This window comes from Flavobacterium sp. LPB0248 (assembly GCF_013388355.1).
Classification (GTDB): domain Bacteria; phylum Bacteroidota; class Bacteroidia; order Flavobacteriales; family Flavobacteriaceae; genus Flavobacterium.
Genome location: NZ_CP058246.1, coordinates 2,758,458 through 2,782,125, shown reverse-complemented (window position 1 = coordinate 2,782,125; position 23,668 = coordinate 2,758,458). Strand labels below are relative to the sequence as shown.

26 protein-coding genes are annotated in these 23,668 nt (G+C 33.8%); 20 read left to right on the top strand and 6 right to left on the bottom strand.

Annotated features, from left to right (window positions below):
- Positions 1-41 precede the first annotated feature (41 nt).
- The 10 genes from hemC to LPB248_RS11540 all read left to right on the top strand — a co-directional run bounded on the left by hemC (position 42) and on the right by LPB248_RS11540 (position 8,424).
- A complete protein-coding gene (gene hemC / locus LPB248_RS11585) occupies positions 42-965 on the top strand; it encodes a hydroxymethylbilane synthase (protein ID WP_177211577.1) in 924 nt (307 codons plus the stop codon).
- Positions 965-1,630, top strand: a complete 666-nt coding sequence (locus LPB248_RS11580; protein ID WP_177211576.1) for a uroporphyrinogen-III synthase — start codon at positions 965-967, stop codon at positions 1,628-1,630. Before hemC ends, LPB248_RS11580 begins: the two co-directional genes overlap by 1 nt.
- A gap of 52 nt (positions 1,631-1,682) precedes the next feature.
- Positions 1,683-2,708, top strand: a complete 1,026-nt coding sequence (hemE, locus tag LPB248_RS11575) for a uroporphyrinogen decarboxylase (RefSeq protein ID WP_177211575.1) — start codon at positions 1,683-1,685, stop codon at positions 2,706-2,708.
- A gap of 82 nt (positions 2,709-2,790) precedes the next feature.
- Complete coding sequence (locus LPB248_RS11570; protein WP_177211574.1) at positions 2,791-3,468, top strand: hypothetical protein; 678 nt, start codon at positions 2,791-2,793, stop codon at positions 3,466-3,468.
- 3 nt (positions 3,469-3,471) lie between these two features.
- The gene (locus LPB248_RS11565) at positions 3,472-3,855 is read left to right on the top strand and encodes a hypothetical protein (protein WP_177211573.1); all 384 of its coding nucleotides are present in this window, start codon (positions 3,472-3,474) and stop codon (positions 3,853-3,855) included.
- Complete coding sequence (locus tag LPB248_RS11560) at positions 3,852-4,397, top strand: GNAT family N-acetyltransferase (protein WP_177211572.1); 546 nt, start codon at positions 3,852-3,854, stop codon at positions 4,395-4,397. The genes LPB248_RS11565 and LPB248_RS11560 overlap by 4 nt, the downstream gene beginning before the upstream one ends.
- Entirely contained in the window at positions 4,394-5,299 is a 906-nt protein-coding gene (gene hemF / locus LPB248_RS11555; RefSeq protein WP_177211571.1) for an oxygen-dependent coproporphyrinogen oxidase, read from the top strand. Before LPB248_RS11560 ends, hemF begins: the two co-directional genes overlap by 4 nt.
- Positions 5,300-5,959: 660 nt before the next feature.
- A complete protein-coding gene (gene tnpA, locus LPB248_RS11550; protein ID WP_177211570.1) occupies positions 5,960-6,418 on the top strand; it encodes an IS200/IS605 family transposase in 459 nt (152 codons plus the stop codon).
- A 90-nt stretch (positions 6,419-6,508) separates the two neighbouring features.
- Positions 6,509-7,444 (top strand): DUF4421 family protein, encoded by a 936-nt coding sequence (locus tag LPB248_RS11545; protein ID WP_177211569.1) that lies wholly within the window; start codon positions 6,509-6,511, stop codon positions 7,442-7,444.
- 83 nt (positions 7,445-7,527) lie between these two features.
- The gene (locus LPB248_RS11540) at positions 7,528-8,424 is read left to right on the top strand and encodes a fructose bisphosphate aldolase (protein ID WP_177211568.1); all 897 of its coding nucleotides are present in this window, start codon (positions 7,528-7,530) and stop codon (positions 8,422-8,424) included.
- A gap of 149 nt (positions 8,425-8,573) precedes the next feature.
- Here the strand turns inward: LPB248_RS11540 and LPB248_RS11535 are convergent, their stop codons facing one another.
- A complete protein-coding gene (locus LPB248_RS11535; protein WP_177211567.1) occupies positions 8,574-10,424 on the bottom strand; it encodes a hypothetical protein in 1,851 nt (616 codons plus the stop codon).
- 4 nt (positions 10,425-10,428) lie between these two features.
- On the bottom strand, positions 10,429-11,061 hold the full coding sequence (locus LPB248_RS11530) for a hypothetical protein (protein ID WP_177211566.1): 633 nt from the start codon (positions 11,059-11,061) through the stop codon (positions 10,429-10,431).
- Positions 11,062-11,326: 265 nt separating this feature from the next.
- Here LPB248_RS11530 and hemB point away from each other — a divergent pair, with 265 nt between their 5' ends.
- Genes hemB through LPB248_RS11515 form a run of 3 tightly spaced genes read left to right on the top strand, consistent with a single transcriptional unit; the run spans position 11,327 to position 13,075 of the window.
- Positions 11,327-12,322 (top strand): porphobilinogen synthase, encoded by a 996-nt coding sequence (gene hemB, locus LPB248_RS11525; protein ID WP_177211565.1) that lies wholly within the window; start codon positions 11,327-11,329, stop codon positions 12,320-12,322.
- A 1-nt stretch (position 12,323) separates the two neighbouring features.
- Complete coding sequence (locus tag LPB248_RS11520) at positions 12,324-12,665, top strand: cupin domain-containing protein (RefSeq protein ID WP_177211564.1); 342 nt, start codon at positions 12,324-12,326, stop codon at positions 12,663-12,665.
- Positions 12,666-12,676: 11 nt separating this feature from the next.
- Positions 12,677-13,075: a c-type cytochrome gene (locus LPB248_RS11515; RefSeq protein ID WP_177211563.1), complete on the top strand. Its 399-nt coding sequence runs from the start codon at positions 12,677-12,679 to the stop codon at positions 13,073-13,075.
- A 266-nt stretch (positions 13,076-13,341) separates the two neighbouring features.
- On the opposite strand, the gene LPB248_RS11510 is transcribed toward LPB248_RS11515, so the two are convergent.
- Positions 13,342-15,399, bottom strand: coding sequence for a M13 family metallopeptidase (locus tag LPB248_RS11510; RefSeq protein WP_177211562.1), 2,058 nt, complete (start codon positions 15,397-15,399; stop codon positions 13,342-13,344).
- A 226-nt stretch (positions 15,400-15,625) separates the two neighbouring features.
- Between LPB248_RS11510 and LPB248_RS11505 the strand changes: the two genes are divergently transcribed.
- The 6 genes from LPB248_RS11505 (at position 15,626) to LPB248_RS11485 (ending at position 20,144) form a co-directional block, all read left to right on the top strand.
- Entirely contained in the window at positions 15,626-16,291 is a 666-nt protein-coding gene (locus LPB248_RS11505) for an SCO family protein (protein WP_177211561.1), read from the top strand.
- A 103-nt stretch (positions 16,292-16,394) separates the two neighbouring features.
- On the top strand, positions 16,395-16,634 hold the full coding sequence (locus tag LPB248_RS11500) for a ferrous iron transport protein A (RefSeq protein ID WP_177211560.1): 240 nt from the start codon (positions 16,395-16,397) through the stop codon (positions 16,632-16,634).
- Positions 16,634-18,733, top strand: coding sequence for a ferrous iron transport protein B (gene feoB / locus LPB248_RS11495; protein WP_177211559.1), 2,100 nt, complete (start codon positions 16,634-16,636; stop codon positions 18,731-18,733). The genes LPB248_RS11500 and feoB overlap by 1 nt, the downstream gene beginning before the upstream one ends.
- A gap of 6 nt (positions 18,734-18,739) precedes the next feature.
- Entirely contained in the window at positions 18,740-18,865 is a 126-nt protein-coding gene (locus tag LPB248_RS11490) for a FeoB-associated Cys-rich membrane protein (protein ID WP_177211558.1), read from the top strand.
- 167 nt (positions 18,866-19,032) lie between these two features.
- On the top strand, positions 19,033-19,155 hold the full coding sequence (locus tag LPB248_RS17070) for a hypothetical protein (protein ID WP_255462931.1): 123 nt from the start codon (positions 19,033-19,035) through the stop codon (positions 19,153-19,155).
- Positions 19,156-19,217: 62 nt separating this feature from the next.
- On the top strand, positions 19,218-20,144 hold the full coding sequence (locus tag LPB248_RS11485) for an alpha/beta fold hydrolase (RefSeq protein ID WP_177211557.1): 927 nt from the start codon (positions 19,218-19,220) through the stop codon (positions 20,142-20,144).
- Positions 20,145-20,502: 358 nt separating this feature from the next.
- Here the strand turns inward: LPB248_RS11485 and LPB248_RS11480 are convergent, their stop codons facing one another.
- From LPB248_RS11480 to LPB248_RS11470, 3 genes are all read right to left on the bottom strand, one after another.
- Entirely contained in the window at positions 20,503-21,156 is a 654-nt protein-coding gene (locus tag LPB248_RS11480; protein ID WP_177211556.1) for an HD domain-containing protein, read from the bottom strand.
- Positions 21,157-21,313: 157 nt separating this feature from the next.
- A complete protein-coding gene (locus LPB248_RS11475; RefSeq protein ID WP_177211555.1) occupies positions 21,314-22,309 on the bottom strand; it encodes an acyl-ACP desaturase in 996 nt (331 codons plus the stop codon).
- Between the two features lie 45 nt (positions 22,310-22,354).
- Positions 22,355-23,101, bottom strand: coding sequence for a lysophospholipid acyltransferase family protein (locus LPB248_RS11470; protein WP_177211554.1), 747 nt, complete (start codon positions 23,099-23,101; stop codon positions 22,355-22,357).
- Positions 23,102-23,226: 125 nt separating this feature from the next.
- Here LPB248_RS11470 and rnpA point away from each other — a divergent pair, with 125 nt between their 5' ends.
- Complete coding sequence (gene rnpA / locus LPB248_RS11465; RefSeq protein ID WP_177211553.1) at positions 23,227-23,631, top strand: ribonuclease P protein component; 405 nt, start codon at positions 23,227-23,229, stop codon at positions 23,629-23,631.
- Positions 23,632-23,668 lie beyond the last annotated feature (37 nt).

Sequence of the window (23,668 nt, the reverse complement as noted above, 5' to 3'; positions counted from 1 at the left end):
TAAATTTACTTATATAACTTATATGGTTCAAAAAACAAAACATGGCTGAAAAAACAATCAGAATTGGAACACGTGACAGCGAATTAGCACTTTGGCAAGCACATACTGTCGAGAAAAAACTAAATGATTTAGGTTATAAAACCTCAATTGTTGCTGTAAAATCTCAAGGCGATATTATTCTGGACAAACCTCTTTATGAGTTAGGAATTACTGGAATTTTCACCAAAACGCTTGACATTGCTATGATCAACGGAGATTGTGACATTGCTGTGCATTCTATGAAAGATGTTCCAACGGCTTTACCTAAAGGAATTGTTCAGGCTGCGGTTTTACCAAGAGCCAATGTTCTAGATATTTTAGTTCATAAAGGAAATCCTGATTTTACAAATCCAAGTACCATTGCAACCGGAAGTCTTAGACGTCAGGCACAATGGTTTAACAAATACCCAAACCATACAGTCGTTGACTTACGTGGAAACGTAAATACGCGTATGCAGAAATTGCAGGACAATGATTGGGACGGAGCTGTTTTTGCAGCTGCAGGTTTAGAGCGAATTAACCTCAAACCTGAAAACTTCATCAATCTAGATTGGATGATTCCGGCGCCGGCACAAGGAGCAATGCTTGTTGTGGCAATGGAGAATGACAATTATACTTTGGATGCGCTTTCTCAGTTAAATGATATTGAAACTGAAATCTGTACGCATATCGAACGTCAGTTTTTAAGAACTCTTGAAGGAGGATGTACTGCCCCAATCGGAGCTTTAGTAACGTATAACGAAGATGAAGATACTTTACATTTTCAAGGCGTTTTGCTTTCTATTGATGGAAAACAAAAATTGGAAATTGACAAAACGGTTGACATTTCAGAATGGAAAAAACTAGGTTTCAACTCTGCGCAAGAGATTTTGAATAATGGAGGAACGGAATTAATGCAGAAAATCAAAGAATCTCTGAAGAAATAATGGCAAAATCAGTTCAAATATTATCTACTAAAATATTATCTCCACTTCATAAACAAGAGTTGATGAAATATGGCGTCGAATTAATCGAAGCCGATTTTATTAAAACCGAAAACAAGGCTTTCGAATTAAAAGACCTTAACGAGAGTCTGATTTTTACAAGTCAAAATGCTGTTCATAGCGTTTTATCTGCCCCAAAATCAGAGGAACTAAAAAAGAAAAACGTATACTGTGTTGGTATTAAAACCAAAACTTTATTAACAGATAACGGATTCAATGTTATTGCTTACACTGGCTATGCTTCTGATTTAGCTGAAATTATCACTTTGATTTATGGCAATGAAAGCTATACTTTTTTCAGTGGAAACCTTAGAAGAGACACTTTACCAGAAGCTTTAAAAGAAGCTGGGATTAAATTCAATGAAATTCAGGTTTACGAAACTACGTTGAAACCTCAGAAAATAAAAGCAAATCCAGAAGCGATTTTATTTTTTAGTCCGTCTGGAGTTAAAAGTTATTTGAAGGATAACACCATTAATAAACAAATCTGTTTCTGCATCGGTGACACTACCGCAGAAGCTTTAAATAAAATCACGAAAAACATCATTATTGCAGATCAGCCAACAATCGAGGACGTGATCGAAGATGTAATTCACGAATACAAATAAAAACCTTTGCAACTTTGTCACTTTGCGACTTTGCACCTAAAATAAAAAAACAATGTTAAAAAACGACCTATTTTTAAGAGCATTAAAAGGAGAAACAGTACGACGTCCACCAGTATGGATGATGCGTCAGGCAGGAAGATATTTACCTGAATTTAGAGAACTTCGCGATAAATATGATTTTTTTACGCGTTGCGAAACTCCTGAATTAGCTGCCGAAATTACAGTTCAGCCAATTCGTCGAATTGCTCCAGATGCTGCAATTTTGTTTTCGGATATTTTGGTAGTGCCTCGTGCTATGGGAATTCACGTAGAATTAAAAGACAATTTAGGTCCGATTATTCCAAATCCGATTCGTTCTTTAGCAGATGTTCACAAAGTTTACGTTCCAGATGTAAATGAAACTTTAGGCTACGTTTTTGATGCCGTGAAATTGACTAAGGAAATGCTGAATGACGAAGTGCCATTAATTGGTTTCGCTGGTTCTCCTTGGACAATTTTCTGTTATGCTGTTGAAGGAAAAGGTTCTAAAAGTTTTGATACTGCAAAAGGATTCTGTTTTTCAAATCCAGCGGCAGCACACACATTATTGCAAAAAATTACCGATACGACTATTTTATACTTAAAAGAAAAAGTAAAATCGGGAGTAAATGCTGTTCAGATTTTTGATTCTTGGGGAGGAATGCTTTCTCCTGTTGACTATCAGGAATTTTCTTGGAAATACATCAACCAAATTGTTGACGCTTTAGCAGATATTACTCCGGTTATTGTTTTCGGAAAAGGATGTTGGTTTGCTCTTGGCGAAATGGGTAAAAGTAAAGCTTCTGCATTAGGAGTTGACTGGACTTGTTCAGCTAGAAATGCTCGTTACTTATCTGGTGGAAACATTACTTTGCAAGGAAATTTTGATCCTTCAAGATTACTTTCTCCGATTCCGACTATCAAGAAAATGGTTCACGAAATGATCGACGAGTTCGGAAAAGATAAATATATTGTAAATTTAGGTCACGGAATTTTACCAAATATCCCTGTAGATCACGCAAAAGCGTTTATTGACGCGGTTAAGGAATACGGAAATTAGTATTTAGTTTTCAGTCGCGGTCGCGGTATTCAGTTTTATTCTGAGGCTGGGAACTGCGACTGAAAACTTTAAACTCAAAAATATGCTTGCAAACCTAAACCTCAACAGAAACTCACCGTTTTCATTTATCGAATACGGATTTCAGACGTACTACGCCTATGTGTTTTTGATGGTTTGGACGCATCCAGAATTGCACCCAGTAAGTCTTATAAATGACTTGGCAGTTTTGATGGCTTTTGAGTTTATAATGGTTCATTCAGGAGTTTTCATGGCGGTGATGCCAAAAAAATGGTCGCTTTTTGTATTTTTTCCACTCTATGGTTTATTTGCTTACTCTTTTAATGAATCTGTAGTTAATACCAATATTTTATACATTTACCTGCTTACAGTTTTAAACCGAATGCGTTTTGCTTTTTCAAATGTAGCGCCAGAAGTCAGAGTATATCAAATGGGAAAATCTGCAGCAAAAGCGGTTTTCTACTTTTTCCTAATCCTAGCGGTTTGCATTGGAAATTCTATAGTACCTCCATTCGGATTAACACAGGAATTTTTAGAAAAAGCACATTATTTCCAAACCGTTAAATCAAGCGGGTTATTTATAGAAAAGCCTTATGTGCCTATCTGTATGGGATTTATTTATTATGCTTTGCCTGTTTTATATTTTATTTATCGAATACTAAAAAACTTTGGTAAAAAAGATTCTTTTCAAAATGAAAAATTAATTTTTAGCCGAACAACTGTCAAATCGAATAAATTCTAAATTATGTTGAATAAAGGTTTACGAGACGAAGAATCTATTAGAATAGAGAATACTCTACGAACTTTGCATGCATTAATTTTTGTCCCAAAGTTTTGGAATGCTGAAGATACAACTCTTATTGATGAACAATTGAAAAGTTTTGGCTTAAGCCTACAAAGAACAATTGAAATTCCAGAAGAGGAATTGATTCTACTTTTACAACGATGCCATTTAGACTGGAATCAGCAAGAACAATTTGCTGATATTTTAACGGGCCTTTCTGCAGAGAAACAATTTGACTTTCTAGGAAAAGCCCTCGCAATATATCAATATATCCAACAAGAAAGCAAGATTTTTTCTTTTGGAATAAATACCAAAATCGCATCTTTAAAAAACAATCAAATATGAGTTTTATAGATTGGAAAACAGACCGAATCGAGAACGTTCTTCCTGAGGAGTTTTACAAACTAATCGACAAGAATAAAAATCATATAGGAAAAACATTTCCTGTAACACTAGCTAATTCTGACTCACCAGAAAAAGCAGAAAATTTTATCTCAGTTAATAAAAACAAGGAAAGAAATAGCGAAGGATATTATTTCTTCGCCCGAGACATCAAAACAAATAATCTAATTGGTTATTTATGTGTAAAAATTATCGATTATCGCATTTCAAAATGTGAATTAGGTTATTTTATTGACGAAGATTTTCAGGGAAAAGGAATTACATCCAAAATGGTTTCAGACGTGCTTGAGTTTTGTTTTGAAGAATTAAAAATGAATAAAGTTTTCATTTGTACATCAGAAGTAAATTTAGCAAGTCAACGAATTGCATTAAAACATAATTTTAAACAAGAAGGAATTTTAAGAGATGAGTTTAGAAATGGTGACGGCACTTTGCAAAACACCGTTTATTTCGGACTTCTTAAATCGGAATATATTAAATCATGAAGGACAAATTTTACGCATACATACAAAATTTACAAGACCAGATTTGCGCTGGATTAGAAGCGGTTGACGGAACTGCAAAATTCCGTGAAGACTTATGGAAACGTCCAGAAGGCGGAGGCGGAAGAACACGCGTTATTGAAAACGGAGCTGTTTTCGAAAAAGGTGGTGTCAACATTTCAGCCGTTCACGGAAAATTGCCTGAAACAATGCAGAAAATGTTTGGCGTTGGCGAAGCAGATTTCTTTGCTTGCGGATTAAGTTTAGTACTGCATCCAAAAAGTCCAATGGTTCCTACCGTGCACGCCAATTGGCGATACTTCGAAATGTATGACGAATCTGGAAAAGTAATCGAACAATGGTTTGGCGGCGGACAAGATTTAACACCTTATTATTTGTTTGAAGAAGATGCAAAACACTTTCACCAAACTTGTAAAACAGCTTGCGACAAACATAATCCAGAGTTTTATCCTAAATATAAAAAACAATGCGATTCGTATTTCTGGAACGCACACCGAAATGAAGCGCGTGGACTTGGCGGTTTGTTCTTTGACTACTGCAAAGCAAATGAGCAAATGTCAATGGAAAACTGGTACGATTTTGTAACCGAAGTAGGAAATAGTTTCCTTGAAGCTTATGTTCCAATTGTAGAAAGAAGAAAAAACCTTTCTTATACTCCAGAGCAAAGAACTTGGCAAGAAATCCGTCGTGGCCGTTATGTTGAATTCAATTTGGTTCATGATAAAGGCACGTTATTCGGTTTAAAAACCAATGGCAGAATCGAAAGTATTTTAATGAGTTTGCCTCCTCATGTGCAATGGGTTTACGATCATCATCCAGAAGTTGGAAGCGAAGAAGAAAAATTAATCCATATATTGGCAAATCCGCGTGAGTGGATTTCGTAGCTTAGAAATTTATTTAATTTGATAATTATATGTCGCCCCTCTGGGGCTTCTTTTTTTGTTGTCGATTCAATTTCTATAAATATTTTGCTCCGCTGGAGCATTTTTTACATTTACTATTTATGGAACTGATGTAATTATAAAACAAATATTTCCTTCTCTACTGGCGCTTTGTCTTTCGTTGTTGATTCAATCGCCATAAAAAGTTTGCTCCGCTGGAGCATTTTTTACATTTACTATTTATGAGACTGATGTAATTATAAAACAAATATTTCCTTCTCTGCTGGCGCTTTTCACTGTTTATTAAATCCCTATAAATATTTTGCTCCACTGGATCATTTTTTTGTTTAACTATTCCCAGAGGGACGAAATATTTATAGAACCCAAATAATAGCTCAACGAACAAGCTTCGGAGAAGCAAAATATTTATAGAACAATTTGCATCTCCTAGTATCAAGCCCCAGAAGGGCGACATATATATAGAACCCAAATAATAGCTCAACGAACAAGCTTCGGAGAAGCAAAATATTTATAGAACAATTTGCATCCCCCAGTATCAAGCTCCAAAGGAGCGACATATTTATATAATACAAAAAAAAGAATACTTATCCTACAAATTAAAATTATTAATTAGCTTTACTGATTATAATTTTATTTAAAAACATGGCTAATACCTATTCCCAATTATACATTCAAATCGTTTTTGCCGTAAAAGGAAGACAGAACCTTATTTCTAAAAAATGGAAAGATGAAATCTATAAATACATTACAGGAATTATTGTCAATCAGAAACAAAAATTAATTGCTATAAACGGAATGCCAGATCATATTCATATCTTAGTTGGAATAAAACCAAATATTTCAATATCAGATTTGGTACGAGATATTAAAGCAAGTTCATCCAAATTCATAAATGAACAAAAATGGATAAACGGAAAATTCGAATGGCAGACTGGTTTTGGTGCTTTTTCGTATGGTCATTCACAATTGACAAATGTTATTAAATATATTGAAAATCAAGAAGAACATCATAAAACCAAAACGTTCAAAGAAGAATATATCGCATTTCTAAAATTATTCAATATTGATTTTAAAAATGAATATCTGTTTGATGATGTTTAATTTATGTCGCTCCCATGGGGCTTCAAATCTTATTCGATTATTATAATTGCTATAAATATTTTGCTTCTCCGAAGCATTTTTTAATACAATATGAACTGGAAACTTATTTACGCCACATTCTTTATCAGCATTTTTGGGTGTTTCGCCCAAAACGATTCCCTGCAAAACCCGTATTTTAAATCATACAATGATAAAATTACTGCTAGTGTTTATTATTTAGATACTTCTAATAGTTTTCAAATTGCTTCTGGTCAGGATTCCAAAACGTATGTGAATCTAATTCCAAATCGAAGAGAACAAATAGGTTTTACTTTAAATTATAAAATCATTGATATCACAATTGGTTTTGCTCCCAAATTTCTAAGTCAGAATAAAGGTGATTCTCATTCCAAAAATTTTAATTTCAACACCCGTTTTTACTTAAAAAAATGGATGCAGTCGTTCACCTTTATCAACCAAAAAGGATTTTATATCAGTGATGACAACATTACAGCCCAACTGCCCAATATGCGCACTACGAAAATTGGCGGGTCGACAGCTTATGTTTTTAATGATAAATTCTCTTTTAAAACATTGGTAAGCCAAAACGAATGGCAGACCAAAAGTTCCGGAAGTTTTATTCCGACTTTCTCTTTCTATTACACCAATTTAGATTTAAATACTCCCGATTCGTCACCTGGCGATATTTATGTTATAACACTTGCGCCCTCCTATTTTTACAATTTCGTAATTAGTGATCGCGTCTTAATTGGCGCTGGACTCGCTTTGGGTGCCGGAATTAATATTATTGATGGAGACACCTCAGCATTATATCAAGCAGATTTCAATTTGAAATTGGCTTATAACAAAGATCGTTTTTTTGGTTTTGCCAGTCTTAACACAATTGGTTTTGCGCAAGATGACAAAGTCGATCCGCGATTGAATGATAATATTTCTACTCTAAAACTTTCTGTTGGTTATCGATTTGATCCTCCAAAAAAAGTAAAAGAAGTCTACGATAAGGTGAATGAAAAAATAGGTCTTTGATAAATCTTAATCTGAAATAAACAGCCAACAGGATAAAAATGCTTAAATTACAGAGATTTATGAAAAACTAAATATTCATTATTATGGGAAATAAAAACACAGAACAATTAAATCTCATGCATTCTGGAAAAGGATTTATTGCAGCATTAGATCAAAGCGGTGGAAGTACTCCTAAAGCACTTTTACAATATGGAGTGGCAGAAAACCAATATACAAACGATGAAGAAATGTACACTCTTGTACATGAAATGAGAACTAGAATTATTAAAAGTCCAGCATTTGACAGTCAATATATTCTCGGTGCCATTTTGTTTGAAAACACAATGGATCGTAAAATCGATGGACAGTGGACAGCTGATTATTTATGGGAGAAAAAGCATATTATTCCTTTTTTGAAAGTAGATAAAGGTCTGGCCGAAACTGCAAACGGAGTACAACTAATGAAACCCATTTCTGGCTTAAACGAATTGCTAGATCGGGCTGTAGAACGCAATATCTTTGGAACTAAAATGCGTTCTGTAATAAAAGAAGCCAATCCCGAAGGAATACGAAATATTGTTGCCCAGCAATTTGAAATAGGAAAACAAATTTTTAGTAAAGGTTTAATTCCAATTATAGAACCTGAAGTTGATATTTACAGTCCTGATAAAGAAAAATCGGAACAGATTCTGAAACTAGAAATCCAAAAACAGCTTAATACATTGGATAAAGAGGTAAAAGTAATGCTGAAACTTTCAATTCCGACTGTAAACGATTTTTACAGCGATCTTATTTCAGATCCTCATGTAGTTCGTGTTGTAGCGCTTTCTGGTGGCTATTCACGCGAAGAAGCAAATCAAAAACTCTCTCAAAACCACGGATTAATTGCCAGTTTTTCTAGAGCGTTGTCTGAAGGACTAACTGCAGATCAATCTGATGAAGATTTTAATGCTGAATTACAAGAAACCATCAAAGGCATTTATCAGGCTTCTATTACCTAGTAAACTGAAAAAAACAAACGTTCCTACGGAACGTAAATAAATGGTACCGTCAATTTTTTTTCTACCGACGAAACATTCCTACGGAATGAATCTTTTTTTGAAAAAGAAAAAATCCCTGATACTCTCGCATCAGGGATTTTTCTTTTCAATTACTTAGAAGTCATTTCTTCGGCTAAATCTAATATCTGTAGAATAATGTTTTTATCAGACTTAAAAGAGTTTAATTTAAAAACGAATTTCAATTTATTGTCGATTAGCTTTTTAGGAGATTCTATAGAAATATCTGAAAACTGAGATGAAATTTTAGTCATTCGATCCAACTCTGAATCTTTTGCTTTCTTACCGAATGTTTTCACGGTTTGTGCAATATCTAGTTTTCCAGAAATGTAATTTTTGCTCAAATCTTTCTTCGTGTCTTTTGCAAAAGCTCCTTTTTCTGAACCAAAATAATCTTTTGTATTGGCAACAATTACTACGTCTTTGTCTTTTACAATAAAAACATCACCATAATCTTGTGTACCTGCAACAATATATGAATTTCCATTTGGGATCAATACTTTTTTGCGAACACCCAATTGCAATAATTTATCTCCAAATGTTGGGTGTGTAGAAGTAAAAATCACAGAAAACAATGGAATTTCTTTTTTCACTATCTCTTCAGTAATTTTCTCTTCGTAATTCTCATCATAACCGTATTTTTTACTCAATACCTCAACTTCTTTCACATCATATAAAAAAGCGCTTAAATCGCCATCAAAAAGCTTTGCTGTGGCCTCTTCGTCAACAATTGTAGAAATCAAATCTGTAATTAGCGTAATATCTTCTTTCGCAAATTTTGGATTTTGAAATAATTCTGACATCAATGACGGAAAGTTTTCAAGTGCCGCTTTTGTATTGGCGTGATATGAAATGTATCCTAGAGGTTTTTCTGCAGGGAAATAATTAAAGATATTTTTATTGATTTTTCTATCACTAATTTTGCTTACAACACTTGCAATTTCTGGAGCATATTCAACCACCTCTTCAATTCGGGAATTATCATTATCAAAATAAAAATCTAGATTAATGCCTTTTATAAAATTTCCAAAGTTCTTCTGCATTGGCAAGTATTTATCATAACCTCCAAATAATGCTAAAGGATAATTGTATAAAGAATAAAAGCTAGACATCAATCCGCTGTAATTTACCCAAGTCGAAATATCTGCCGAAGCATTTATTTTTGAAAAACTTGGTGCAGTAAAACCATTCTCAAATAAACCTTTTATGATTTCTCTTTGCTGCTCGGCTAGTTTTTTATCAAACTCTGCTTGCTCTGCCGTATATTCTTCATAAGGATTTCCATCGTACAAATAGTCTTGGTTTGTTGTTTCTATTGATCCTGCTGGCACATCAACCACCATCGGCTCATCACGCATTACAGACGGTTCGGCTATTTTTGGCGGATTTGGCGCTTCTACAATTACCGTTTCTTCATACGGCTCTGAAATTCCTATTGAATCGTTTAAAACAGGAGGCCCCTCTGGAGTAGCATAAAACTTAGTTGGAAGTCTTTTTGTCAATTCAAATATGACCAAATAATTATCATTCCACACAAATGATCTTTTTAAACCGCTTGGTGTAAAAACAGCATATTTCCCGAATTCTTCAATTGTACTATTCTTTCCGTTTGCGCCTTGTTTTTCAATCAGATATTGTCTTACTGCTTCTTTGTTTTTTATCGGAATGGTAACCTGATAAAACGGAACGCTATCTAAGAAATTCCCATGAACCGTAATTTTTTGATCCAATTGAATAATCGAAGTATATTGACGAAGATCAAAATCAGGTTTTTTACTAGTGTATTTAGTAATAATTGAATGGTTCAGTACTTCATTTATGCTGACTTTTTTAGAAAGCTGATTTCCGTTAAACTGAACAAAATAATCGTATTTGTCTGGACTCGTTTGTCCAAAAGTAAAATATGCGGTAAATAGAAAAACTAGAGTGTAAATGTACTTCATAAAATCAAGGCGTTAATTGGATTGTATTATTCATTAAGGTCGATTTCTTAAATACGCTGTACATACTTTGTTTTAAAAAAACCGTTTTTTTATTTTTTGAAATCTGACTGTTCACATTGTCTACTGCCAGAATATCTTTATCGAAAGTATAAATAGAAATAATGCTGGCTTCTTCCAGATCTTTCTTTTTCTTCGGGTCGTTTACCACTTTTTCGGGAATTGGATAAGAAGCAATTCTTTCAAAAGTTTTGCTGCTTCCGCTAAAGTGAATCTGATCACGCTGATTGTTTATCGTATTTACAACCGCGTTTAGCGCTTTTAAATTGGCATAATTAAGTTTGATAATGAAAACGTAATTTTGAAAATCTGTTTTTGTAGAAACGTTTGAGATTCCTCCAATCTTCAACGCTTTTTCTTTAAAGTCATTGAGTTTTGCAGTGATTTCCTGTTCGTTCGGAATTTTCACACCATCAACTTCTTCCAGCCAAATAGCCGATTTGGTCTTAAACCAGGATTTCGAAAAGTCAATCATTAGCGTGTATTCACCACTTTGATCGTCGTGATGTTTGATTCTTTCGGTAATCTCAAAACAGCTCGTTAAGAGCAGACAGCAAAATAAAGCGAGAATTTTCTTCATTTTGCAAATTTAGATGGAATATTCTGAAAAACCATGATATGATTCAAACAATAAAAATCTAATTTTTAGATAATATTAACGGATTCTGAAGCAAGCTAAACGCCTTATTCTGTTCCTTTTTCTTTAACTTTGCGCCACTCATTAAAAAGTGAGATAAACTTCAAAAAAAAAATAAAAACAACTGCAGTTTTAGAATAAGGATTTATCAATCTGTTTTCAAATTCAGATTAAAATCTGAAATCTAAAATCTAAAATCTAAATTTATATGTTCCCATTACAAAGAGGCAGAAGATTAAGAGTAAATGAATCAATTCGTTCTTTAGTTCGTGAAACCAGTTTAAGTCCATCGGATTTTATGTTTCCAATGTTTATTGCTGAAGGAGAAAATGTAAAAGTCGAAATTCCATCAATGCCAGGAATTTTCAGAAGATCAATAGATTTAACAGTTGAAGAAGTAAAAGAACTTTTTGATTTAGGAATTCGCGCCGTTAACATTTATGTAAAAGTTAGCGAAAATCTAAAAGACAATACTGGTAAAGAAGCATGGAATGCTAACGGATTAATGCAGCAGGCAATTCGTGCTATAAAAGCGGCTTGTCCAGAAATGATCGTTATGCCAGATGTGGCTTTGGATCCATATTCTATTTATGGTCATGACGGAATCATAACAAATGGTGATGTAGAAAATGACAGTACAGTTGATGCTTTAGTAAAAATGGCTGTTTCGCACGCAGAAGCTGGTGCCGATTTTGTTGCACCAAGTGATATGATGGACGGACGTGTTTTACGCCTTCGCGAAGGTTTGGATGCGGCAGGATTTCAGAATGTTGGAATCATGAGTTATTCTGCTAAATATGCTTCAGCTTTTTACGGTCCATTTAGAGATGCTTTAGATTCGGCTCCAAGAGAAGCTGATGTTGTGGTTCCAAAAGACAAAAAAACATATCAAATGGATTATGCAAACCGTATCGAAGCAATTAAAGAAGCTTTGTCTGACGTAGAAGAAGGCGCAGATATGGTTATGGTAAAACCAGGAATTGCTTATTTAGATATTGTTCGCGAAATAAAAAATACCGTACATGTTCCTGTAACCGTTTATCAAGTTTCTGGAGAATATGCTATGATTAAAGCGGCATCTGAAAGAGGTTGGCTGGATCACGATAAAATTATGATGGAACAGTTAATGTGCATCAAACGTTCGGGCGCTAATCTTATTTCGACATACTTCGCAAAAGAAGCGGCAATTTTATTAAACAAATAAAATGATCGTAGATAAACAAAATGCTTCTCATTATTTATGGGGAGACAATTGCGACAGCTGGATTTTGGCAGATGCTGAAGGGTTATCTGTTAAACAAGAAAGCATGCCAAGGGGAACCAAAGAAAAACTGCATTTTCATAATCATGCACAGCAGTTCTTTTTTATTCTAAAAGGCACAGCAACTTTTTATCACGGAGAAAAAACTGAAATTGTAAATGCAAATCAAGGTTTATTGATTGAGGCGAAAACACAGCATTATATTGCTAATGAAAGTCAAGAACAATTAGATTTTCTGGTTATTTCGCAGCCTTCAACAAATAATGACAGAATTACAATTGAATAAAATCTAAAAACATGAAAAAGGTATTATTCCTATCTGCAGTTTTAGCATTGGCTTCTTGCAAAAAAGAAACTTCTGAACCAACAAACACAACAACCGAATCTGTTTCTGAAGGAGAATCGGCGAAAGCCAAAAGTCCAGAAGAACTAGGAAAACAACTTTTTGAAGGAACTGGAAATTGTTTTGCTTGCCATCAGCCGGATCAAAAAGTGGTTGGACCAAGCATTAAAGAAATTGCTAAAATCTATAAAGATAAAAATGGCGATATCGTTACTTTCCTGAAAGGAAATGCAGAACCAATTGTTGATCCAAGTCAGTTTGAGGTTATGAAAACCAATTTTGCCATAACGCAAGCCATGTCTGATGAAGAATTGAAAGCTATTGAAGCTTACATCTACAGTAATTTAAAATAATTACAAGATGTTCCGTAGCAACATTTCATCGATAGTAGAAAATGATGTTATTTAGCATTTACGTTCCGTAGGAACGTTTGATATGCTGCATTGTTAAAATTTACGTCAAAATCAAACGTTCCTACGGAACGTAAAAAACGGGATGCCAATATTTTTTTTCTACCGATAAAATGTTCCTACGGAACATCGTTTGATTATCTAAAAATAATAAAGCAAAAAAGGAGGTTCCGAATATCGGAACCTCCTTTTTTTATCATTAAAATATATTACCAGATTTTAACTCGTTTTTCTGGTTCAACATACATCTTATCACCTTTCTTAATATCAAATGCTTTATAGAAAGCATCAACATTTTGAATTGGCACATAAGCTCTGTACATTCCTGGTGAGTGCGGATCTGTTTTTACTTGATTTTTGATTGCTTCATCTCTAGATTTTGTTCTCCAAACAGTAGCCCAAGAAATAAAGAAACGCTGTTCAGGAGTAAATCCGTCAATTAAACCTGGATTTCCGTGTTGTTTCAAATACAATTGCAGACCGTCAAATGCAGCATTAATTCCACCCAAATCTCCAATATTTTCACCTAATGTAAAATGACCATCAACATGAATACCTGGCAATGGCTCAAGAGCACTATATTGATTTGCTAAATCATTTCCTAAAGCTGTAAACTGTTTTAAATCATCTTCTGTCCACCAATCCACTAAATTTCCTTCAGCATTGTAACGTGCTCCAGAATCATCAAATCCGTGAGAAATCTCGTGTCCGATTACTGCACCAATTCCACCATAATTAACTGCTTCATCAGCTTGATAATTATAGAAAGGTGGTTGAAGGATTGCAGCTGGGAATACAATTTCGTTATAAGATGGATTATAATAAGCATTTACAGTTTGCGGAGACATATGCCATTCTGTTTTATCAACTGGTTTAGACAATTTATCTACGCTTTTCTTAAATCTCCATTGCGCTAAGCTTTTAGTATTTTCAAAATAGCTTCCTCCTTCTGCAATGCTTTTAATTTCTAAAGCTGAGTAATCTTTCCATTTATCAGGATATCCTACTTTAATAGTTATTTTGTTTAGCTTTTCAATTGCTTTTGCCTTAGTGTCTTTAGACATCCAAGTTAAATTGTTAATACGATTTTGGTAAGCCGTAATAACATTATGAATCATATCAACCGCTTTTGTTTTAGCTTCAGCTGGAAAAACTTTTTCTACATAAAGTTTTCCAAGAGCTTCACCAACATTTCCGTTAACCACATTAAGTGCTCTTTCTTCAGACGGAAGCTGTTTTATTGCACCTCTTAAAGTTTTGCTGTAGAAATCAAAATTAGCATTATCAATTTCGGTTGTCAGCTTACTTGCAGCACTGTTAATCAAATCCCATTTCAGGTATTCTTTCCACTGTGCTACTTTATTTTCTTTGAAAACAGTTTGTAAAGCTGTCATATATTTAGGTTCAGAAACAATTACAGTATCTAATTTAGTGATTCCTAAACCTGCAAAATATTCATTCCATTTAATAGCTGGAGTTAATTTTTGAAGATCGGCAATTGTCATTGGATTATATTGCAAACGGCTGTCTCTTCTTTCAACTCTATTTAATCTTGGCTGTGACAATTCTGTTTCAAGAGCTAAAATTTCAGTAGCGCTTTGTTTTGCTTTTGCTGGAGATTCTCCAATAAACTGAAGCATTCTTGCAACATGCAATTCATATTTTGCGCGTTTTTCTTTTGAATCTTTATCTTCAGAAGTATAGTAATCTTTATCAGGAAGTCCTAATTGGCTTGGACTTAAATTTACAGAGTTTTTAGAACTGTCTTTATCATCAGCTCCAATGTAAATTCCGAAAAATCCAGCGTTTCCTTCTTGTTCCATTTCAACCAAATATTTCTGAACATCAGCGATACTTTTAATTGCATCAATTTTTTTCAGATATGGTTTTAAAGGCTCGATTCCTTTTTTATTTCTTCCAACAGAATCCAAATAAGTGTTGAATAAATTAACTGCTTTTCCTTGATCTGTATTAGACTTGTACTTCGGGTTTTTAGAAGCTTCTTTTAAAACCTCCATCACGTCTTTGTCAGTTCTTTTAATTAATTCATTAAAACTTCCCCAAGTAGTTCGGTCACTCGGAATTTCTGTTTTATCCAGCCAAGTGCCGTTCACATATTTGAAAAAATCCTGACTTGGGCTTATTTTCGTATCCATATAAGATACATTAATACCTGGCTCTTTTGGCGCTGTTTGAGCTTGAGCTGCAGTTATTGCAAACATTGCAGATATCACACCAAACACAGGTTTAGCAAATTGTTTTTTCATAAAAAATTATAGTTAAAGGGAAAATACAAACATATTGTTATTATTTCAAAAATTGTGTTAAAATTCTAACTGTACAGTCAAAAAGACGGATAAATTTCACAAATAGAACTTAAACATTGAGGTATATGTCTGCAGATACTAGTAAAAGTTACAAAAGGCTGTTAAAAAAATAATCCAGTAAAGTTTTTAGAATCTGCTTTTTGTATTTTTGCGCCAAATTATTTTTATGAAATCGCTTTTATATAAATACCGCAAATTCTTCATTGTATTAATAGTGTTTTCGGTTGTTACGATATCTTTGTTTTATTCTGCATTAAAACCTAAAAAAACGCTTCCGATTTACAATCCAGCCGATGTAAATCCAGAATTGGTGGATAGTACAGTTCAATATAAAAGCAAATACCACACTATTGCCGATTTTTCTTTTATCAATCAAAATGGTGATACAATTACACAAAAAGATTACGAAGGAAAAATCTATGTTGCAGATTTCTTCTTTACAACCTGCGGATCAATCTGTCCAAAAATGTCAACCAATTTAGTTGATGTTCAAAAAGCGGTTTTAAACAATCCAAAAGTGATGCTACTTTCACATACCGTTTTTCCTGAAGTGGACAGTGTTTCTGTTTTAAAAGCTTATGCTATTAAATACGGTGTTGTAGACAGTAAATGGAATTTGGTTACGGGCGACAAAAAAGAAATCTACAAAATGGCCAGAAAATCGTATTTGGCTGTAAAAATGGGAAGACCAGATCAGCTTTATGATATGGTGCATACAGAAAATTTTGTTTTAGTTGATCAAAAACGCCGCGTTAGAGGTTTTTATGACGGAACAAATAAAGAAGACATAAAACGTCTTTTAGAAGACATCGAATTCCTTTCTCAGGAGTAAAATCCCTTATTTTTAGAAACATTTAGCATTTGTCGAAGTGTTAAATGCCTTGAAATAAAGAATAATTGCCTACTTTTGCAATCTAAATTCAATCTAAATAAGCTTGCAAAATACAATACATACTCTGAAGAAAGGCGAAAAAGCCATTATCAAAGATTTTGATATCGATCTTATTCCACTTAAATTATTAGAAATGGGTTGTCTTCCTGGCAGCTTAGTTGAATTATTGCAGGTTGCTCCTTTTGGTGACCCATTATATTTAGACATTAATGGTTCTCATGTTGCAATCCGAATTGAAACAGCTCGTGAAATTGAAGTAGAAATTATCAAAACCAATTTGTAATGAGTGTTCAGAATATCAATGTTGCCCTTATCGGAAATCCAAATACCGGAAAAACCTCTGTCTTCAATCAATTAACAGGACTTAACCAGCAAGTTGGAAATTACCCTGGAATCACGGTTGAGAAAAAAATGGGTTTCTGCAAGCTGCCTAATAATGTTAAAGCCAATATTCTAGATTTACCAGGAACTTACAGTTTGAACGCCAGTTCTATGGACGAAAGCGTGGTAATCGAACTTTTATTAAATAAAAACGACAAATTATATCCAGATGTAGCAGTAGTTGTAACAGATGTCGAAAATCTGAAACGAAATTTACTGATTTACACACAAATAAAAGATCTTGAAATTCCGACGATTTTGGTCATTAATATGTCTGATCGTATGGAACGCAAAGGAATTTCTTTGGATATTCCGTATTTAGAAGAAAAATTAAAAACGAAAATTGCTTTAGTAAGTTCAAGAAAAGGTTTAGGAATTGAAGAATTAAAAGAACTCATTGTTTCTCATAAAATTATTCCTCACGAACCTTGTTTGAATGCTTCGGTAATTGATCCTGAATATTTTGAAAAATTACAAAAAGCATTTCCAAACCAATTGATGTATAAATTGTGGCTGGTAATTACGCAGGATGTTAATTTTTTGAACTTAGACCGAAACGAAATACGAAGCACTTTTACCAAATCGCATTCCGAATTAAAACGTTTACAGCAGAAGGAAACCATCAAAAGATATCAGTTTATCAATGATGTTTTAAAAGATGGTTTAAAGATTGATGCTTCGATGGCGAAAGACATTCGTGCCAAATTAGATCGTATTTTAACGCATAAAGTTTTTGGTTACGTTATTTTCTTTGCCATTTTATTTTTGATTTTCCAATCGATTTTCAGCTGGTCCACTATTCCGATGGATTTCATTGACAGCACTTTCGCTTCTTTAAGCAGCTGGGTTGCAGAAGAACTTCCAAGCGGTATTTTGACCGATTTGCTTTCGCAGGGAATTATTCCGGGAATTGGCGGAGTTATTATTTTCATTCCGCAGATTGCCTTTTTGTTTTTATTTATTTCAATTTTAGAAGAAAGCGGTTATATGAGCCGTGTTGTATTCTTAATGGATAAAATCATGCGTCGATTTGGACTTTCAGGGAAAAGCGTCGTGCCTTTAATTTCAGGAACTGCTTGCGCGATTCCGGCAATTATGGCAACTCGAAATATCGAAAACTGGAAAGAACGTTTAATCACCATTTTGGTAACGCCATTCACAACTTGTTCAGCAAGATTGCCTGTTTATGCGATTATTATCTCGTTGGTTATTCCGAGCAAAAGAGTTTTTGGAGTATTAAATCTTCAAGGGTTAACCCTTATGTCCCTTTATGTTTTAGGGTTCTTTATGGCCATTTTATCGGCTTACATTTTGAATAAAGTTTTAAAACTGCAATCTAAAACATATTTCGTTGTTGAGATGCCAAGTTACAAAATGCCACTTTTAAAAAATGTTGGAATCAATGTCGTAGAGAAAACAAAAGCATTTGTTGTTGGTGCTGGAAAAATTATCTTGGCAATATCGGTTATTTTATGGTTTTTGGCTTCTTACGGTCCTGGAAAAGAATTTAATGAAGCCGAAACAATCGTTAAAGAAAGATTTGCTAATACAACTTTGGATGAAACTCAATTTGAAAATGAAGTTAATTCTCAAAAACTAGAGAATTCTTATATTGGATTGATGGGAAGAGCGATCGAACCAGCTATTCAGCCTTTAGGTTACGATTGGAAAATCGGAATTGCCTTAATTAGTTCATTTGCTGCACGTGAGGTTTTCGTAGGAACATTGGCAACCATTTATAGTGTTGGAGATACAGATAACGAATCGACTATCAAAAGCAAAATGCAAGCAGAAATTCGTCCAGATACCGGAAAAAAAGTATTTGACTTTGCAACCGGAATCTCTTTATTGCTGTTTTATGCTTTTGCGATGCAATGCGCCAGTACATTGGCAATTACCAAAAAAGAAACCAACTCATGGAAATGGCCCGCAATGCAGTTGGTCTTAATGAGTGGTCTCGCTTATATTACCGCATTAATTGCGTATCAACTTTTAAAATAAGAAGTTATGTTTCAGGAAATAATAGCCTTTGCCATATTAGGATTTGCAGTTGCTTTTTTGATTAAAAAATTCTTTTGGAAATCGAAAAAGAAAAAAGACTGCGGTGGCGGAACTGATTGTGGATGTTCTTAAAAAGGGACAAAGGTGCAAAGGTTCATAGGTGCAAAGTAAAAAAAAGCTGTTCATTTTGAACGGCTTTTTTTTATGACGAAAAATGTCTTATTCTGTTGTTTTAAAAACTTAAAATAGCTTATCGGTATATTTTCTAAGATTATTTTTGATTTCTAAATTTATTAAAGATGACACCAGAAGATAGAATGGAAGTAATTCGAGACAATAGAGTTGCCCGATTGCTATGGTTTGCAATCGGTTTTTTCTGCGCAACGATTATTACCTATTTTACAATGAAAAACAATCATTAGTTTTTTCTCTGCTGATTTAATTATAATTTTATCCCATTAAAACAGCAGAAAAAACTTTAAAAATGAACCTAAAAACTCCTTTACTTTTCTTTCTATTTCTGTGTTTCACACAGATTGGAATTGGTCAGACAAAAACAATTGCAAAACAAGATGCTATACGTACATTTCAAACTTCAGATGGAGTTCCTCTATTTCTGAAAGTTTCAGGAAAAGGTGATGTCTGTATTTTTGTTCATGGCGGACCAGGCGCGTGGAGCAAATCTTTTGAAGAATTTGGCGGAAATGTTCTGGAAGATAAACTAACCATGTGTTATTACGACCAAAGAGGTTGTGGCCGATCTGGATCTCCTGCAGATAACAATTACAGCATGGATAGAATGATTGATGATATTGAAGAGATTCGAATTCATCTTAAAACGGATAAAGTGTTTGTAATTGGGCATTCTTTCGGAGGAATTTTAGCTACTAAATATGCCGAAAAATATCCTCAACATGTAAAAGGCTTAATTCTATTGAATGCTACATTGGATATAAATGATTCTCTTCTTAATCAAATTGCTTTTATGGGTAAAACTCTAGGAAAAGATTTTACAGTAAAAAGTAAGGATTCAATTCTAAGTACTTTTTTTGAAGCAAAACAGCAAATTAAAAAAGCAGATCTAGATTATAAAATGCTTTCTGATAATAGAGCAACTGTTGAAAAACTGGACAGCATTGATAATAGTGAAAAAAGGAACTCTTCATTTGCGCAACATGCATTAAGTGGTCCGTTATATTTTAGTGATTTTACAAAAGAGACAGCTTCGATTAAAGTTCCAACACTTATAATTTCAGGAACAAAAGACAACAATATTGGCCCAGAACATTATCGTTTGTTTAAATTCCCAAATCAAGAAGTTAAGATCATTAATGGTGGGCATATTTTGTATTACGAGCAGAACAAAGAGTTTAAGAATGCGATTGAGGGATTTGTTCGTTCTAGAAAGTAAAGATTAAAGAGGCAAGAACAAAGATTATACTAAATAGTAAAGACTGAAAACTGAGACTGAAAACTGTGATTAAAAAATGTCTTATTCTAATGTTTTAAAGACTTTTTCGACCTTTATCATTTAAGTTACAAAGATACTTTTGGAGCATTCAAAATTAAATTCAAAATGACAAGGTTTGAAAAAAGAGAAATGGTTCGAAATAAAAGCATTACAAGGTTACTATGGTTCTCAATTGGATTTTTATGTGCTTTTGTAATAAGGTGTCTTTTAAAAACCAAATTGTAAATAATTTAACCACCTTATAAAGAAAAAGCGACTCTAGATCTAGAGTTGCTTTTTCTTTATAAATTACATGATCTTACTTCACACCTTCCCATTCTGCGTAAAACTGAGCAAGGAAAGTTTCCATAAAACGATGTCTTTCGGCAGCGATTTCTTTTCCTTTTTCGGTATTCATTTTGTCTTTTAGCAGTAAAAGCTTTTCGTAAAAATGATTAATGGTTGGCGCATTGTTTTTTTTGTATTCCTCTTTTGTCATATTGGTAACTGGAGCAATTTCTGGATTATGTAAAGCTCTGTTCTTAAATCCACCATAATTAAAAGCTCTTGCAACACCAATGGCACCAATTGCATCTAAGCGATCAGCATCTTGAACAATATCCAATTCGACAGAAGAGAATTTCTTTTCGAAATTTCCACCTTTATAAGAGATATTTTCAATGATCTTAACTACATGAGCAATTATGTCTTCAGAAACATTTTCGGCTTCTAAAAACGTTCTTGCCATTTTTGGCCCAATAGTTTCATCTCCATTATGAAACTTACTATCTGCAATATCATGCAGCAAAGCACCCAATTGCACAATTGTAAGATCGCATTCTGTTTCTTTTGCAATCAATAGCGCATTTTTATAAACACGTTCAATATGAAACCAATCATGACCACCTTCGGCATCGTTTAGTTTTTCTTTTACAAAAGCAATGGTTTTAATAATTAATGCTGCGTCGCTCATAGTGAAGTTTTACGGTTTATAAAAAATGTTGATTGCCAAAGATTTTAAACCTCCAACAATCAACAAATATGTTTTAAAGCAACAATGTTGCTTTTTTAATTTCTAAATTCGAAAATTCCACATTCCAATCAAGAATCTGAAATCTACATTCTAAAATCTACAATCTTGCCGGTTCAACCCATTTAAAGATATGCGATTCTTGTGGAATAACGATTCTTTCAGAAATTTTAGCCATTCTCGCAGGCAATTTCATTAAATAGTCACGTGCTTTTTCTGCTTCATCAGTCAGATTAGAGATTTTATCAATCTCCCATTTATTGATTAATTTCTGCATAATTTCAACATAATCATTTGCAGTGTAAACTCCAATACGTTGTGCAGAATCAGAAAACTGTTCGAAAGCTGTACTGATTTTTTGACCAGATTCTCTCAAGAAATGAGCTGGCATAACGATTTTCTGCTTCATCATGTATTGAAAAGCCAACATCATTTCGCTAGGATCTACTTGGAAAATTCTAGTTACAAATTCGCTGTATGCATGGTGGTGACGCATTTCGTCTCCAGCAATCATTTTACACATTTTAGACAACTTGTTGTCGCCAAATTTCTTAGCCATCTGAGCTACTCTATTGTGCGAAACATAAGTTGCTAATTCCTGAAAACTAGTGTATACAAAGTTTTTGTACGGGTCAGTTCCAGTTCCAATATCAAAACCGTCGTTGATTAAATGCTGTGTCGTCATTTCGATTTCACGCATGTTTACACGACCAGACAAATACAAGTATTTATTTAAAAGATCTCCGTGACGGTTTTCTTCTCCAGTCCATTGTCTCACCCATTTGGCCCAACCATTTCCTTGGCCTTCTTCCTGCTGATCTATTCCTTCAACATCCATTAACCATGACTCATATGTAGGCAATGCTTCCTCTGTGATGGTATCACCAACAAGTGTTACCCAGAAATCGTACGGAAGTTCTTTAGCAATCTCACGTAATTCTTTTACCTCTTCAAAGAAGTTTTCTCCTTGAGAATCTGGTAAGAAATCCGACGGCTGCCAAATTTTTTCCACTGGAATTAAATACTGTTCCACGAAGCTATCCACGTTTTTTTCCAAAAACTGCATTACTTCTAATCTAATGTTTTTTATAGACATTACTTATTATAGATTTGGGTTGTACGTTTTAGCTCGGACTAAAACTTAAACCTGTTTATATTCATTTATTCCTTCTTTAACTGCTTTTTCAGTTATCTCCATCAGCTCTTCGAACTTGTAATCTTTAACAGCCAAAGCTTTATGAGCTGTAAATTTGAGGTGATTTCCTAAACCAACAGGAAAAAAACCAAATTTTACCATTTTCCAAGAATTATTGATGCTTACTGGTACAACATATGCAGATGGTGCATATTTGCATAAAATTTTTAAACCGCTTTGCGCAAATTCTTTTGGTACTCCCGTTTTACTTCTTGTCCCTTCTGGAAAAATAACGGCAGATCTTGTGTTTTTTTCGATATATTCAGACAAGCCTTTAATAACGGGTATCGCTTGTTTAGGGTCTTTTCGGTCAATTAAGACAGATCCTCCGTATTTCAAATTATAAGAAACACTTGGAATTCCGCTACCTAACTCCTTCTTACTTACAAATTTACAATGAAAACGTCTAAAATACCAAATCATTGCCACGATATCGTACATACTTTGGTGATTTGCCACAAAAATAATTGGCACACCCTTCGGAACCGTGTCCACGCCTTCAATTGTGTATCTTGTCCCGACAAGATTGGTACATTTTAAAAGGCAGAAATTTAAATAATCAACACTTTTTTTGTGAGCCTGGTAACCAAAAACATTTAAACAAATCCACTGAATTGGGTGAAAAACAGCCAAACATAAACCAAATAATAAATAATAAATTACCGATATTGGATAAGAAATAATTTTTTCCATGCTTCAAAAATTAATGCGCAAAAGTAGTAAATATATTTTTAGCCTTATTAAAATTGAAAACAATAACTGTTTTTATGGTTTAATTGTACCTTTGCAGCAGAATTTGCAAATTTTTTCTGAAATAAATGAACTTTACATATCCTAAAAACGAGCGTTTAAAAAGCAAAACTACCATTGGACTACTGTTTTCCGCAGGAAAATCGATTTCCAAATATCCGCTTCGTTTGGTTTACCGTCAAGCGGAAGAAAATTCAGAAGAGCAGACTAAAATTGGTGTTTCGGTATCTAAGAAATACTTCAAGAAAGCTGTTGACCGCAATTACTTCAAAAGAGTTTTAAGAGAAACGTATCGTTTGAACAAACATTTGCTTTTGGATAACTTAGATCAGCCCTATTCGATAATGCTTTTCTATCAGACCAAAGACCGTTTATCTTACGAAGAAATCAATACCAAAATGATTCAGTTATTTGAGAAATTTTCTTCTCAAATCAACAAACCTCAAGATTCTGATACGAAAACTGAAGCGTAAATTTCAAAACGTAAGATTATTAATCAAGTTAGACAAA